The organism is Lonsdalea britannica (assembly GCF_002111595.1).
In the GTDB taxonomy this organism is placed as follows: domain Bacteria; phylum Pseudomonadota; class Gammaproteobacteria; order Enterobacterales; family Enterobacteriaceae; genus Lonsdalea; species Lonsdalea britannica.
This window is the reverse complement of record NZ_LUTN01000004.1, coordinates 254,519-269,197: the sequence shown is the minus strand read 5'-3', so window position 1 is coordinate 269,197 and position 14,679 is coordinate 254,519. Positions and strand designations below refer to the sequence as shown.

The 14,679-nt window shown below is 44.5% G+C and carries 11 protein-coding genes; all 11 read left to right on the top strand.

Going from position 1 to position 14,679, the window contains the following annotated elements; genetic code table 11:
• The first annotated feature begins 12 nt into the window (after positions 1 to 12).
• The 11 genes from rfbD (at position 13) to AU509_RS05400 (ending at position 14,678) form a co-directional block, all read left to right on the top strand.
• Positions 13 to 885 (top strand): dTDP-4-dehydrorhamnose reductase, encoded by an 873-nt coding sequence (gene rfbD, locus AU509_RS05450; RefSeq protein WP_094117838.1) that lies wholly within the window; start codon positions 13 to 15, stop codon positions 883 to 885.
• A 4-nt stretch (positions 886 to 889) separates the two neighbouring features.
• Positions 890 to 1,438 carry a dTDP-4-dehydrorhamnose 3,5-epimerase gene (gene rfbC, locus AU509_RS05445; RefSeq protein WP_094117837.1) on the top strand — a complete coding sequence of 183 codons (549 nt, stop codon included), beginning with the start codon at positions 890 to 892 and terminating at the stop codon, positions 1,436 to 1,438.
• A 370-nt stretch (positions 1,439 to 1,808) separates the two neighbouring features.
• Entirely contained in the window at positions 1,809 to 3,215 is a 1,407-nt protein-coding gene (locus AU509_RS05440) for a mannose-1-phosphate guanylyltransferase/mannose-6-phosphate isomerase (RefSeq protein WP_094117836.1), read from the top strand.
• A gap of 22 nt (positions 3,216 to 3,237) precedes the next feature.
• Entirely contained in the window at positions 3,238 to 4,614 is a 1,377-nt protein-coding gene (gene cpsG / locus AU509_RS05435) for a phosphomannomutase CpsG (protein WP_094117835.1), read from the top strand.
• Positions 4,615 to 4,617: 3 nt separating this feature from the next.
• Positions 4,618 to 5,415, top strand: coding sequence for an ABC transporter permease (locus tag AU509_RS05430; RefSeq protein WP_094117834.1), 798 nt, complete (start codon positions 4,618 to 4,620; stop codon positions 5,413 to 5,415).
• Complete coding sequence (locus AU509_RS05425) at positions 5,415 to 6,707, top strand: ABC transporter ATP-binding protein (protein WP_094117833.1); 1,293 nt, start codon at positions 5,415 to 5,417, stop codon at positions 6,705 to 6,707. Before AU509_RS05430 ends, AU509_RS05425 begins: the two co-directional genes overlap by 1 nt.
• A gap of 13 nt (positions 6,708 to 6,720) precedes the next feature.
• A complete protein-coding gene (locus AU509_RS05420) occupies positions 6,721 to 9,045 on the top strand; it encodes a methyltransferase domain-containing protein (protein WP_162896334.1) in 2,325 nt (774 codons plus the stop codon).
• A gap of 6 nt (positions 9,046 to 9,051) precedes the next feature.
• Positions 9,052 to 11,592, top strand: a complete 2,541-nt coding sequence (locus AU509_RS05415) for a glycosyltransferase family 4 protein (protein WP_244201022.1) — start codon at positions 9,052 to 9,054, stop codon at positions 11,590 to 11,592.
• A 22-nt stretch (positions 11,593 to 11,614) separates the two neighbouring features.
• Positions 11,615 to 12,649, top strand: coding sequence for a GDP-mannose 4,6-dehydratase (gene gmd / locus AU509_RS05410; protein WP_094117831.1), 1,035 nt, complete (start codon positions 11,615 to 11,617; stop codon positions 12,647 to 12,649).
• A 58-nt stretch (positions 12,650 to 12,707) separates the two neighbouring features.
• Positions 12,708 to 13,544, top strand: coding sequence for a GDP-mannose 4,6-dehydratase (locus tag AU509_RS05405; RefSeq protein WP_094117830.1), 837 nt, complete (start codon positions 12,708 to 12,710; stop codon positions 13,542 to 13,544).
• On the top strand, positions 13,545 to 14,678 hold the full coding sequence (locus AU509_RS05400) for a glycosyltransferase family 4 protein (RefSeq protein ID WP_094117829.1): 1,134 nt from the start codon (positions 13,545 to 13,547) through the stop codon (positions 14,676 to 14,678).
• Position 14,679 lies beyond the last annotated feature (1 nt).

Below are 14,679 nucleotides of genomic sequence, written 5' to 3'. Positions count from 1 at the left end.
TCAGGAGCCAGAATGAAAGTTTTGATTACCGGCAGTCGGGGACAGGTAGGGCAGAGCCTGGTCGCTCAGCTAGAGGGTAAGGCCGAGCTGTTGGCCGTCGACCGCGAAGAACTGGACATTACCGACCAATATGCCGTCATGCGTAAAGTGGAACAGTTTCAACCGGACTACATTATCAACGCCGCAGCACATACGGCAGTGGATAAGGCTGAGGATGAAATCGCGCCGTCCTATACCATCAACCGCGATGGCCCAGCCTATTTGGCTGAGGCCGCGAAACATGTCGGCGCTGTAATACTGCATATCTCCACCGACTATGTTTTCGATGGTGAAAGCGACCAGATTTACAGTGAAGAGATGCCCGTAGGGCCGCAAGGGATCTATGGCAAAAGCAAACTCGCGGGGGAGTATGCGGTGGCTGAACTGGCCGATCGCTATTTGATCCTGCGTACCGCGTGGGTGTTTGGCGAACATGGCAATAATTTCGTCAAGACGATGCTGCGTCTGGGCGAAACGCGCGATGCGCTCAGCATCGTGGGCGATCAGGTCGGCGGTCCGACTTACGCAGGGGATATTGCCGCGGCGTTGATTCGTATGGTGGAATTTATTGAAGCTGGCAATACGCCTGAGTGGGGCGTATACCACTTCTCCGGTATGCCGTACGTCAGTTGGTTCGAGTTCGCGCAGGCTATTTTCGAGCAGGCGGGCAAGGCGGCATTACTCCCGGCCCTGCCAACATTGTCCTCTATTTCGACTTCCGACTATCCTACTCGCGCCCAACGCCCGGCCAACTCCCGACTCAATTGTAAGAAGATCCAGCGACAGTTTGGTATTGTCCCCAGCGACTGGCAGTCCGCCCTCAACAACATTCAAGCGTATAAGTGATCTTATGAAAATAATCGATACGGCTATACCTGATGTGAAAATTATTGAGCCCGCGGTATTCGGTGATGAGCGGGGATTCTTCATGGAAACCTGGCAGCAGAAAAAATTCGAAGATCTGGTCGCCAAACGGCCTTGCCCATTTGTGCAGGACAACCATTCCAAGTCCAAACAGGGCATCCTGCGCGGATTGCATTATCAGACGGAGAATACGCAAGGTAAGTTGGTTCGTGTGGTGTCAGGGGAAGTGTTTGATGTCGCGGTCGATATCCGTAAAGACTCGCCGACGTTTGGCCAATGGGTCGGCACTTTGCTTTCCGCTGAAAACAAACGCCAACTCTGGGTGCCGGAAGGATTTGCGCATGGATTCTATGTGACTAGCGAGGAAGCTGAATTCGTCTATAAATGCACCGATTACTACAACCCTGCCGCGGAACATTCCATTTTGTGGAATGACAGCGCTATTGGTATCGACTGGCCAATCCAGAATGGGAATGTCGTGTTGTCCGCAAAAGATGAACAGGCGAAAACGCTCAAGGAAAACGTTCTGCTGTAGAGTTTGTGATTAAGTTGTTTTTATATCGTTGTTTTGACGTGAAATTGTTGTGTGGATATAGGGTTGAAGAGCCTTAATCTCTCTTCATATTGTACTGTTCGTGCACTGTGTCGCGAGGTTAAGCTATAAGTGTTTATTTATTGATAAAACAGGATCCAATAATGTCTTTCGACGTTGTCGGTCTCGGATAGTAGTGACTATGCTTGTTGATACGATCTTTCCCTGTTCGCGCAGGGCGTTGCGCCAATCCAAAGAGCAAAGGTTGGAATCTGCGCGGAGAAAGATCAATGAGAGTAGAAAGCGTGTTTGATTATTTTCTGCATAAAATTATATAAATAATTCCAAGATATATAAAAGGTTACAACGCAAAATGCTACTTCCAGTGATTATGGCCGGTGGAACCGGAAGCCGTTTATGGCCACTTTCTCGTGAACTTTACCCCAAACAATTCATTTGCCTGCATGGGAAAAACTCCATGCTGCAGGAGACGGTAAATCGTCTCGATGGCATCCAAACGCGCGACCCGATGGTTATCTGCAACGAGGAACATCGATTCCTGGTTGCAGAGCAGTTGCGGCAAATCAACAAGCTCTCCAGCAACATTATCCTGGAACCTGTGGGCCGTAATACGGCTCCAGCGATTGCGCTGGCAGCGCTGAATGCGGTTTCTGCAGGCGATAATCCCATCCTGCTGGTCCTTGCCGCAGACCATATTATGGAAAATGAAGCCGCCTTTCATACGGCGGTTGAAAATGCGATTCCTCATGCTAAAGCAGGCAGTTTGGTCACCTTTGGCATTATCCCTACGGGCCCAGAGACGGGCTATGGCTATATTCACCGTGGCGAACAGGTGTCGGGTGACGAAAATGCGCCTTTCCGCGTGCAGCGCTTTGTAGAGAAACCGGACCTCAAAACTGCGGAAGACTATCTGCGGTGCGGCGAATACTACTGGAATAGCGGCATGTTTATGTTCCATGCCAAGCGCTATTTACAGGAACTGGAGAAGTTCCGGCCTGATATTCTGGAAGCCTGTCAGGCTGCAATCTCCAGCGTAGATAAACAAAGCGACTTCATCAAAATCGACAAAGACTGCTTCATGAACTGCCCGGACGAGTCCGTGGATTATGCGGTCATGGAGAAGACGGATGATGCCGTGGTTATCCCGTTGGATGCCGGCTGGAGTGATGTCGGCTCTTGGTCTGCGCTGTGGGAAGTCAATGAAAAAGACGAACAGGGCAACTCCCTTCAAGGGGATACCTTCCTGCACAACACACAGGATTGTTACATCAATACCGACGATCAGCTGGTGGCCGCCATTGGCGTGGACAACCTGGTTATTGTCAATACAAAAGATGCCGTATTGGTTGCCAATAAAAACGAAGTTCAGGACGTTAAACGCGTCGTGGAGTTTCTGAAGGCGAATAGCCGTAGTGAATATCGTCGCCACCGCGAAACTTACTGGCCTTGGGGGCGTTGCGATCTGGTGGTTCAGAGCGACCGTTTTAACGTTAATCGCATTACGGTCAAACCCGGCGAGTCCTTCCCGCTGCAGATGCACTACCACCGCACGGAGCACTGGGTCATTCTTTCGGGAACGGCAAAAGTGACTATCCAAGATAAAACGCTGCTGTTAACGGAAAACCAATCGACCTTTATTCCTATTGGTTCACAACATACGCTTGAAAACCCAGGCAAAATACCACTGGAACTCCTTGAGATTCAATCCGGTTCCTACTTGGGCGACGATGACTTTATTGATGTAGCCAATAACCAGTAACTGAAACGTTTAGAAGGGATTTATGTCAGCATTAACGTGTTTCAAAGCTTACGATATTCGCGGTGAATTAGGTCAGGAGCTGAATGAAGATATCGCCTATCGCATCGGCAGAGCCTATGGTGAGTTTTTAAAACCAAAGACCATTGCCGTGGGCGGTGATGTTCGTTTGACAAGCGAAACGCTGAAGCAGGCGTTGGCGCGAGGCCTGCAGGATGCGGGGACGGACGTACTGGATATTGGCATGAGCGGTACCGAAGAGATTTACTTCGCGACTTTTCATCTAGGTATTGATGGTGGTATTGAAGTCACTGCGAGTCATAACCCGATGAATTATAACGGTATGAAGCTGGTACGCGAAAACGCTAAACCGATTAGCGGCGATACTGGATTGCGTGATGTTCAGCGTCTCGCCGAAGCGAATGACTTTGCACCGGTCGACGAATCCAGACGTGGCAGTTACAAGCAGATTTCGGTTTTGAACGAGTATGTCGACCATCTGATGGAGTATGTCGACCTGGCCAACTTCACACGCCCGATGCAATTGGTGATTAACTCAGGCAATGGTGCTGCAGGCCATGTTATTGATGAAATTGAAAAGCGTTTCCAGCAGGCGGGAGCGCCGGTTAAATTCATCAAGGTTCACCACGAGGCTGACGGCACATTCCCTAATGGCATCCCTAATCCGTTGTTGCCGGAATGCCGTAAAGACACGGCTGATGCTGTACGTGAGCATGGCGCAGACATGGGCATCGCCTTTGATGGCGATTTTGATCGCTGCTTCTTGTTCGATGAACATGCTGAGTTTATCGAAGGTTACTACATCGTTGGCCTTCTGGCGGAAGCGTTCCTGCAAAAACAGCCGGGCGCCAAGATTATTCATGATCCGCGTTTGACCTGGAACACCATTGATGTGGTGAAAAAAGCCGGGGGGATTCCGGTGATGTCGAAAACTGGGCATGCTTTCATTAAAGAGCGTATGCGCAAAGAAGATGCCATCTACGGCGGAGAAATGAGCGCCCATCACTATTTCCGTGATTTTGCCTACTGCGATAGCGGCATGATTCCGTGGCTGTTGGTCGCTGAGCTGGTGGCGGTTAAAGGTAAAACGCTGAGTCAACAGGTCGGGGACCGTCTGCTTGCTTACCCAGCTTCAGGGGAAATCAATCGCAAGCTGGAGAATGCAACCCAGAAGATTGCAAAAATCCGTGCTATTTATGAACCTGACGCTGCGAATGTTGATCTCACCGATGGTATCAGCATCGAATATCCTGAGTGGCGTTTTAACTTACGAACTTCAAATACAGAACCTGTCGTGCGTTTGAATGTTGAATCTAAGCAGGACGCTTCTGTAATGCACCGAAAAACGCATGAGATCCTTGATATTTTGGGTGGTGAATAATTCATGTTACGCGGTCTTATTAAGGCGATATCCCGTTATCGTGGCTTTATTCTTGATAGTATCAAACGGGACTTTCAGTCCCGTTATCAAAGTAGTTTTCTTGGGGCGCTATGGCTAATTTTTCAACCAATAGCGATGATCGCTGTTTATACGTTGATATTTTCTGAGCTGATGCGTGCGCGCATGTCTGACATGTCAGGCCCCTATGCCTACAGTATTTATCTTTGCTCAGGCGTATTAACATGGGGGTTGTTTTCAGAGACGTTGAATGGATTAGTCAATGTTTTTATTGCTAATGCTAATATATTGAAGAAACTTAGCTTTCCTAGAATCTGTCTCCCTATCATTGTCGCCAGCTCTGCTTTTATCAACTTCTTGATTATATTTTCGCTATTTTTATTATTTTTGGTTTTCTCGGGTAATTTCCCTGGGTGGATCTTTTTCAGCATTATTCCTCTACTGATAATACAAATGTTATTCTCCGTGGGGTTAGGCGTTCTGCTGGGTGTCATGAATGTTTTTGTCCGAGATATTGGTCAGTTTGTCAGTATATTGCTGCAATTTTGGTTTTGGTTTACACCAATAGTCTATGTCAGTTCAACCATTCCTGAATGGGCTCGCGATGCACTGAAATATAATCCGATGGCTAATTTGATTGAGGGCTACCAAAGTGTGATGCTCTACCACCGTGCGCCTGATTGGAATTCGCTTTGGCCGGTAACCTTGATTGCTGTTGTCTTATTTATACTTGGGTGGAAGATGTTTAAAAAACACTCGGCTGATATTGTGGATGAATTGTAATGACATGTATTTCAGTTAACCAACTTGGGAAGTGTTACAAATATTACGCCTCCAAGTGGCTTCGTTTACTTGAAAAGCTTCTTCCGGACTCATCAGTAAAGCATACGAAAAAATGGGTATTAAAAGATATCAACTTTTCTATCAAGGAAGGTGAGTCAGTTGGCATTGTTGGTGTCAATGGCGCAGGGAAAAGTACTTTATTAAAATTATTAACAGGTACTACTAAACCTACTGAAGGGGAGATAAAAGTTCAGGGGCGGATTGCCGCGCTTCTTGAGCTAGGTATGGGGTTTCATCCTGATTTTACGGGTCGCCAAAATGTTTACATGGCGGGTTTAATGATGGGGTTGAGCCGGGAAGAAATAACCAAATTAATGCCGGATATCGAAAGGTTTGCTGATATCGGTGATTATATTGAACAACCTGTGCGTATTTACTCCAGCGGTATGCAAATGCGGTTGGCATTCGCTGTTGCAACGGCATCGCGTCCGGACATATTGATCGTCGATGAAGCGCTTTCCGTCGGAGACACGCGTTTTCAGGCTAAATGTTATGCGAGAATTTCCGAGTTCAAAAAGCAAGGAACCACATTACTCCTGGTTTCCCATAGTGCGGGCGATATAGTAAAACATTGTGACAGAGCTATTTTTCTTAAAGATGGCACAGTGGCGATGGATGGAACAGCGCGAGATGTGACGAATCGGTATCTCGATGAACTTTTCGGTAAATCTGAAAAAAATTCTTCGGCTGAAAAAAATGATCAACAAGCTTCATCAGGTAGTGATTTGTTATTAAATAATAGCGAGGATGTGTTTCATACCCACCCGGGTTATCGTCCGGAAGAATACCGATGGGGACAAGGTGGGGCAAAAATAATTGACTATGATATTTTAGTCGATGAAACCCATTACCCCAGTAGCATTGAAAGTAATAAACTTACTGAATTTTACTTCAAGGTAAAATTCGAATATGACTTTGAAAATGTCGTTCCTGGCATATTAATAAAAACATTGGATGGAATATTTCTTTACGGAACAAACTCATTTTTGGCTTCTGAAGGTCGAAGTAATATGAGTGTCCAGCGAGGAGATATGCACATTTTCAAATTTAGCTTCCCCCTCAATTTAAATCAAGGAGACTACTTGCTCTCTTTTGGTATTTCTTCAGGAAGCGCTCAATCAGAAATGATTCCTCTGGATCGCCGATATGACTCTATTATTCTTCATGTGCATAAAGGCATGGAGTTTTGGGGTATTGTCGATTTGAAATCTAAATTTGAAAGTTATAATTGAAGGTATCATGAGTATGACTTTGCAAGATCTTGTATCGGCATTGCCAGAGGTTTATCAACCGATTTATGGTCATGCTGAATGGAACCAGGAAGCGTCGCGCGATTGTAATGAACGTTTGCTAATTATTAATAAGCAGTATGATGCTTTAGCTAAGACACTTGATCGCCCGTTGCGTGTATTAGATCTAGGTTGCGCACAAGGCTTTTTCAGTCTTAATTTAGCAAGTCGTGGTGCTACAGTAACTGGCATTGATTTTTTGCAAGAAAATATTGATGTATGCCAAGCATTGGCGCAAGAAAATTCAAGCTTAGACGTGACTTTCACTATTGGTAGAATTGAAGATACTATTCAGCATCTAAATCCTGATGACTACGATTTTGTCATTGGGTTAAGTGTTTTTCACCATATTGTTTATCAACATGGTATTCCTCAAGTCAAAGAATGGCTATTTAAGCTAGCTGAGAGTGTTAAGGTAACTGTTCTTGAATTAGCAGTAAAGGAAGAGCCTTTATATTGGGGAGAAGCTCAACCGGATGACCCAAGGGAACTGGTAGAACAGTGCCATTTTTATCATCAGGTAGCTAGCTTCCCTACTCATTTGTCTGATATATCTCGTCCAATGTATTTTGTCAGTAATAGTTATGTTGCATTAAGCGATTTTTGCCAACCTTTTTTGCAATGGTACGATAATCCCTATTCGGCAGACCGCAACATTCATAAAGGCAGTCGTCGTTATTATTTTTCAGACGAATATGTATGTAAAATATTTCAGCACAAATCTGTCAATGGCCAACTTACAGAGGTTGAGGGTGAACGTAACGCCGCCGAGTTAAAAGCTGAGGCCGAATTCTTAAGCTGTTCTTCATTGCCCAATATGACAACGCCTAAATTATTTCTCAGTGATGAAAATGAGGTTGAAAGTTGGTTGGTTATGGAGCGTTTACCAGGCAATTTATTGATGGAGCGCTTAAAAAATAGAGAGATCATTGATTATGAGTCTTTCTTTAGTCAAATATTAAAACAGCTTGTTGAATTAGAAAATATTGGTTTGTATCATGATGACGTGAGAAGTTGGAATATCATGATTTCAGATGATCAACAGGTCAATCTCATCGATTATGGTTCCATATCGAATGCTAAAAAAGATTGTGCATGGCCAGGGAACATTTTTCAGTCGTTTTTTATCTTAGTCAATGAAATATTTCTTCCCGAACAAGCTCGCACCGCTTTTATTCGACCTGTCATGATTAGCCCGTTTAAGCTTCCAAGATTGTACGCCAACTGGCTTTATGCATTTTGGAAGGTTCCTCAAGCTGAGTGGAGTTTCGGCCTGCTAAATGACTTGTTTCATGACAAAGAAAATCTACTCGAGTTTGATGAATTGGCTTCTGGCTCTGAGAGCTGGATTACTGCACAAGAACAAATGATGGTGTTTGAGCAGGAAAAATTGAAGGAGGTTGAGTCTAAACTTAATAACCTCATCAATGCCGTAACGCACTTGGATCATAGGTTCAGTACTGCACTGGAACATAGTAATCAGCAGCTGGACGTTTATCGTGATGAGTTAAAGAATAAACTTGTTTTGTTAAAACAGAGTGTTCCAGAACAAATTACGAGTTTAAACGAGCAATTAATAACCTCGCTGGATCAGGCAAAAAAAGAATTAGAGCAGCGATTACATTTGACTGAAAGAACCGTCGATAATCTCACCTCGGAAAATGCCGAATTACAGCAAATAGAGATCCGTATTAATAATTTAACCTCAAAAAATTTAGAGTTACAGCAATGTGAGTTACGTCGAATTGAGGAAGAGGTCCAAAGGTTGACATCAGAAAATATTGAGCTGCAGCGGTGCGAATTGCAAAGGATCGAGCAGCAATTAGAGAAGCTAGCCGCTGAAAATGCTTTGCTTCAAGAAGCAGAACGAAAAATAAATAAATTGACAGAAGAGAATGTTGTTTTACAACAGCAAACTCAGGCTATACTCTCAAGTCGATCTTGGCGTATGACGGCAGGTTATCGTTATATTGGGTTGCAGATCCACCTGCTACGGAAATTCGGTGTGACCCAACGCGGTAAACATTTAGTTAAAAGGGTTTTAAATAAAATATTTTCGTTCCTTCGCTCGCATCCTAGAATGAAAATATTTGCTATTAATCTTACGCATAGAACAGGTCTGTACCCCTATGCATTGAGAGTGTATCAACGACTAAATCCTGCTCATAGAGCATGTCAACAAGACATCATACAGCAACATTCACATTTGGAACGTCAACTGGAAGTTCGAGACGATCTCCCTCCCGAAGTGAATGAGATCTACCAAAAAATAAAAAAATAAATTTTGATGGAGAAAAACAACGTGCATATTCTTATTGACCTACAAAGTTGCCAGACAGAGAGTAGGTTACGAGGGATTGGTCGCTATTCCTTGATGCTAGCAAAATCAATTATCAATAATGCCTCTGGACATAAAGTTAGCCTATTATTGAGTGGTCTCTATCCTAATGATCTAACGAATACAGTTAAAAAAGAATTCTTACATTTAGTTGCAGAGAAAGATATATATACGTTTTCAGCTTATGGGCCAACGGCTCAAGTCGACCATGGCAATAAAGGGCGAACTCGAGCTGCAGAAATATGCCGTGAGTTAGCTATCGCTAACATTAATCCTGATGTCGTATGCAACATGGGGTTCACTGAGGGATATCATGGCGATTACATCGTATCCTATCCAGATACCCCAACTTCGATTCGTCATTTCACTATTATTTACGATCTCATTCCATTTATATATCCAGATAGGTATCTAACTTCTGTTGATTATAAACAATTCTACATGGGGTTGTTGGAAAAACTGCCAAAAGCCGATGGTTTGTTAGCTATTTCCGAATCGGCTGCAAGTGAGGTTAAAACACATACGCAGGTAGATCATAGCAAAGTCACTAACATATCTTCTGCGTCGAGTTCGAACTTTAGAGTTGTAAATATTTCTGAAGAAAATAGAAAATCTCTTTGGGAAAAATACCATATTCCTTCAGAATTTATCATGACGATTGGTATCGTAGAGTCTCGTAAAAATATCGAGGCTTTGATCCAGGCTTATTCTTCATTGCCTGCTGATCTTAAGGAAAAATACGTTCTTTTGCTCGCGTGTCAAATCAAACCTCATGACAAAGAACATCTATTAGGAATAGCTGCGAAATACGATCTTCCTGAGCATCATATTGTCTTTACAGGGTTTATTCCTGATGATGAGCTTGTTGGGCTTTATAATACTTGTAAGTTATTTGTTTTCCCCTCCATTCATGAAGGGTTCGGTTTACCGCCACTTGAAGCCATGAGCTGCGGTGCTGCTACGATTGCATCTAATACCAGCAGTCTCCCTGAAGTTATGGGGTGGCCTGAGTCTATGTTTGATCCTCGAGATGTTGGCGATATGACTCGGCTGATGATGCGTGCTTTGACGGATAGCAAGTTCTACCAGGCACTTCGTGAAAATGCATTATGTCAGGCCAAAGAGTTTTCATGGGACAAGACGGCGCGAATAGCGCTACAGGCTTTTGAAAAAAGCGTGTCAAACTGTCAAGTAGAGCGCCAGCAAGTTACCCCTGAAAATACTTACCAGCAGGCATTAGCTAGTGTCCGTGAACTCTCGAATGAAGAGTTGAACGAGGTCGATCGACTGGGGGTTGCCTGGGCGATGGCTCGGAACTGCTACCAAAGCCACCATAAAGAGCTTTTGGTCGATATATCGGTTCTGGTCGAGGTGGATGCGGCTACAGGCATTCAACGAGTGGTACGAAGTGTATTATCGAACCTGCTTCAGCTAGATATTCCAGGTTATCGTATCAGGCCTGTTTACTGCACTTACGGCGGAGTATTCCGCTATGCCAATACCTTCATCGCAGAGAAATTTGGTATTAACAATGAAGAAGGTGATGTCCCGGTTCTGTTTGCAAAGGATGATATCCTCTTGGGCTTGGATCTTACGGCTCACTTGTTCCCATTCCTTGCTAGGCAGTTGGAAGATGCGCGGAAAGCCGGTGCTCGAGTTTATTATGTTGTTTACGATATTATTCCTTTATTGAATCCCCAATGGTGCTCTGAAGGGATTCAAGCCGCGTTTCCCGTATGGCTTGAATCGCTAGCTGGCCACACTGATGGTTTAGTCTGCATTTCAAAAAGCGTGGCTAATGAGGTGAAACAATGGCTGTTCGAGCATGCCGATGAATACACCATCAATCCCTACCTGGAAATTAAACATTTTCATTTAGGCGCGGATCTTTCCGCCAGCCTCCCTTCGATGGGCCGGCCGGCTGATTCTGACGAAATTTTGTCAAAAATTAGGAAGAGAACAACCTTTCTGATGGTGAGTACTATCGAGCCACGCAAAGGTCATGCCCAAGTCATTGCCGCTTTTGACAAGCTTTGGGAACTTGGCGTTGACTGTAATCTTGTCATTGTTGGTAAAAAAGGGTGGGACATTGACGCCCTAATTAATAAAATAACGGGCCATCATCAGCTCAATGAGAAACTTTTTTGGCTGAATGGGATTAGCGATGAATTTTTGACCGATATTTATGCTAATGCTCAGGCACTGATTGTTGCGTCACTGGCTGAGGGCTTCGGATTACCCGTTATCGAAGCTGCTCAGAACGGTTTGCCGATCATTTCTCGAGACATTCCCGTGTTAAGAGAAGTTGCTGCCGAAAATGCCCTTTATTTTCGTGGTGATGAGCCAGAAGATATCGTTGTGGCGATACAAGAATGGATGAAGATGGATAAGAACGGCACGACGATTCAGTCGAAGGCTATTCCTTGGCTTACGTGGAAAGAAAGTACTCTACAATTGCTGGAACAACTTCCCATTGCTAAATTAAAATAATTTTTAATATATAGGATTGAGTATGAAAACTGCAGTAATTACCGGTATCACAGGCCAAGACGGCGCTTATCTTGCTGAGCTGCTGCTGGATAAAGGTTATGTAGTATACGGAACTTACCGTCGCACCAGTTCAGTTAACTTTTGGCGTATCGAAGAACTGGGGATTGATAAAAATCCTAATTTACATCTGGTCGAATATGATCTGACCGATCTCTCGGCCAGCATTCGTTTGCTGCAGCAAACCAAAGCTACAGAGGTTTATAACCTGGCAGCCCAAAGTTTTGTTGGTGTTTCGTTTGAACAGCCACTGACAACTGCCGAAATCACGGGTATTGGTCCAGTCAACTTACTCGAAGCCATTCGTATCGTTAATCCAAAGATTCGATTCTATCAGGCTTCCACTTCAGAAATGTTTGGTAAGGTTCAGGCTATTCCTCAGAAAGAAGATACGCCTTTTTACCCTCGTAGTCCTTATGGTGTCGCCAAGTTGTATGCACACTGGATGACGATTAACTACCGCGAAAGTTATGACATCTTTGCGTCCAGCGGGATTCTGTTCAATCACGAATCTCCTTTGAGAGGACGTGAGTTCGTGACGCGCAAAATCACTGACTCTGTTGCCAAAATCAAATTGGGTAAACTGGATGTCTTAGAACTCGGCAACATGGACGCTAAACGCGATTGGGGCTTTGCCAAAGAGTATGTCGAAGGGATGTGGCGTATGCTGCAAGCTGACAAACCGGATACATTTGTTCTCGCCACTAATCGTACCGAGACAGTGCGTGATTTTGTTGAAATGGCGTTCAAAGCCGCGGGTTATACTTTGCGCTTCGAAGGGAAGGATGAAAACGAGATTGGTGTGGATGTTGCTACTGGTAAAACACTGGTTCGCGTTAATCCTAAATATTTCCGTCCTGCGGAAGTTGAGCTATTGATTGGTAACCCTGAGCGCGCAAAAGAAGTGTTAGGTTGGGAGCCGAAAACGTCTCTGGAAGAGTTATGCCAAATGATGGTTGAGGAAGATCTGCGCCGTAATCAGCAAGGGTTTTCTTTCTGATGTTTGGTACTGGCAAACGTGCCTGATTACCGGGATCAATGGGTTCACTGGCCAGTACATGGCAGCGGAGTTATCCGCTGCCGGATTCCGGGTATTCGGCATTGGTTCCATGCCATCGGAAGAAGCCGATTACTATCAGGTAGATTTGCTTGATCTCGATGCTTTAAGCAACGCCATTGACCAGATCGCGCCTGATGTAGTAGTGCATCTTGCTGCTATCGCATTTGTGGGGCATGGGGACGTTAATGCATTCTATAACGTTAACCTGTTGGGAACGCGAAATTTACTCCAGGCTTTGCATTCGTCGGGCCGTCAATTCGATGCAATATTGCTTGCCAGCAGTGCTAACGTGTATGGCAATAGCACTGAAGGGACGCTCAGTGAGAATACGCAGGTTAATCCAGCCAATGACTACGCTGTCAGTAAATTAGCCATGGAATATATGGCAAGTTTATGGGTGGATAAATTACCTATTATCATCGCTCGTCCATTTAACTATACCGGAGTGGGGCAGGCAGATAATTTTCTCTTGCCGAAAATCGTTAAGCATTTTAAACAACGAGCATCCACTTTAGAACTTGGCAATATTGATGTGTGGCGTGATTTTACGGACGTACGTGCGCTGTGCCGTGCCTATTTAGGGTTGTTAGAGAGCAAACCCGTAGGAGAAACGGTTAATGTTTGCTCTGGGAAAGTCTATTCGATCCGTGACGTCATCAATCTGTGCGAAAAAATAACGAGTCACACTTTAACGATTTCAGTTAATCCCGCCTTTGTTAGGGCAAATGAAGTTAAAACACTTTGTGGGGATGCCACCAAATTACGTTCGATCATTGGTGCATGGGATACACCGGCCCTTGAAGAAACTCTACGTTGGATGCTGGAAAGCGAATAAATGAAAGTCATATTTGGTACGGATTCGATTAGGTACCCATTAACTGGAATTGGTCGATATGCTTACGAATTAGCGACTTGTTTAGAAAAAAGCTCAGAGATTTCTGAGCTTTTCTTTCTTCGAGGGCGGACATTATCTCATCATATTCCTGTTGCCAAAGAAACAATATCATCAGGGTTTAGCCTTCGTCGAGTCTTGCTGAAGAGTCGATTAGTTTCAGAGATCTACCGTCATACGGTGCCTTCTCTAAAATCACAAATACTCAAGAAGCATCCGGATGCGATCTACCATAGCCCAAACTTTTATTTGCCTCCCAAAGTGGGCCCCAGTGTGGCGACGTTTCACGATCTTTCCATTTTTACGTGGCCTCAATGCCATCCGAAAGCTCGTATTCGATTTATGCAAAAAGAATTGCTGTTAACGATAAAAAGAGCGGATATTCTAATTACTGACTCAGATTTTACGCGTAAGGAACTCGCGGATTATTTCAATTTTCCTTTGGATAGAGTTTACTCGGCTCATTTGGCCAGTAGTGGAGACTTTTATCCACGAGAGTCACAAGCTATCACGACAGTGATTGGAGAATATGGGCTCAGTGAGGGCAACTATTGCCTATTCACTGGCTCTATAGAGCCACGTAAGAATATTGAAACGCTTCTTGATGCCTATGAAAGACTGCCAATTTCATTGCGACGGAGCTATCCACTGGTTGTCTGTGGCTTTAAGGGTTGGAGCAGTGATGCATTGCATCAACGTTTCGAGCAGGGGCAACGTGCAGGGTGGCTACACTATTTAGGCTATATGAAGTCTGTTGATCTCCCCTACTTATTTGCAGGCGCGCGTAGTTTTATTTTTCCTTCTCTTTATGAAGGATTCGGTTTACCGGTGCTAGAGGCTATGGCCTCAGGTGTGCCAGTGGTCTGTTCAAATAGTTCATCTCTCCCTGAAGTGGTTGGCAATTGTGCATTAATGTGCGACCCCATGGATGTAGAATCACTGACTAAGTTAATTCAAAAAAGTATCGAAGATGATATGTGGCGCGATCAGGCTAAATCAGATGGTTTAACACGCGCTGCGCTGTTCTCATGGCAACGTTGTGCACAAAAGACGATTCAGGCTTACCAGAAAATTTGAG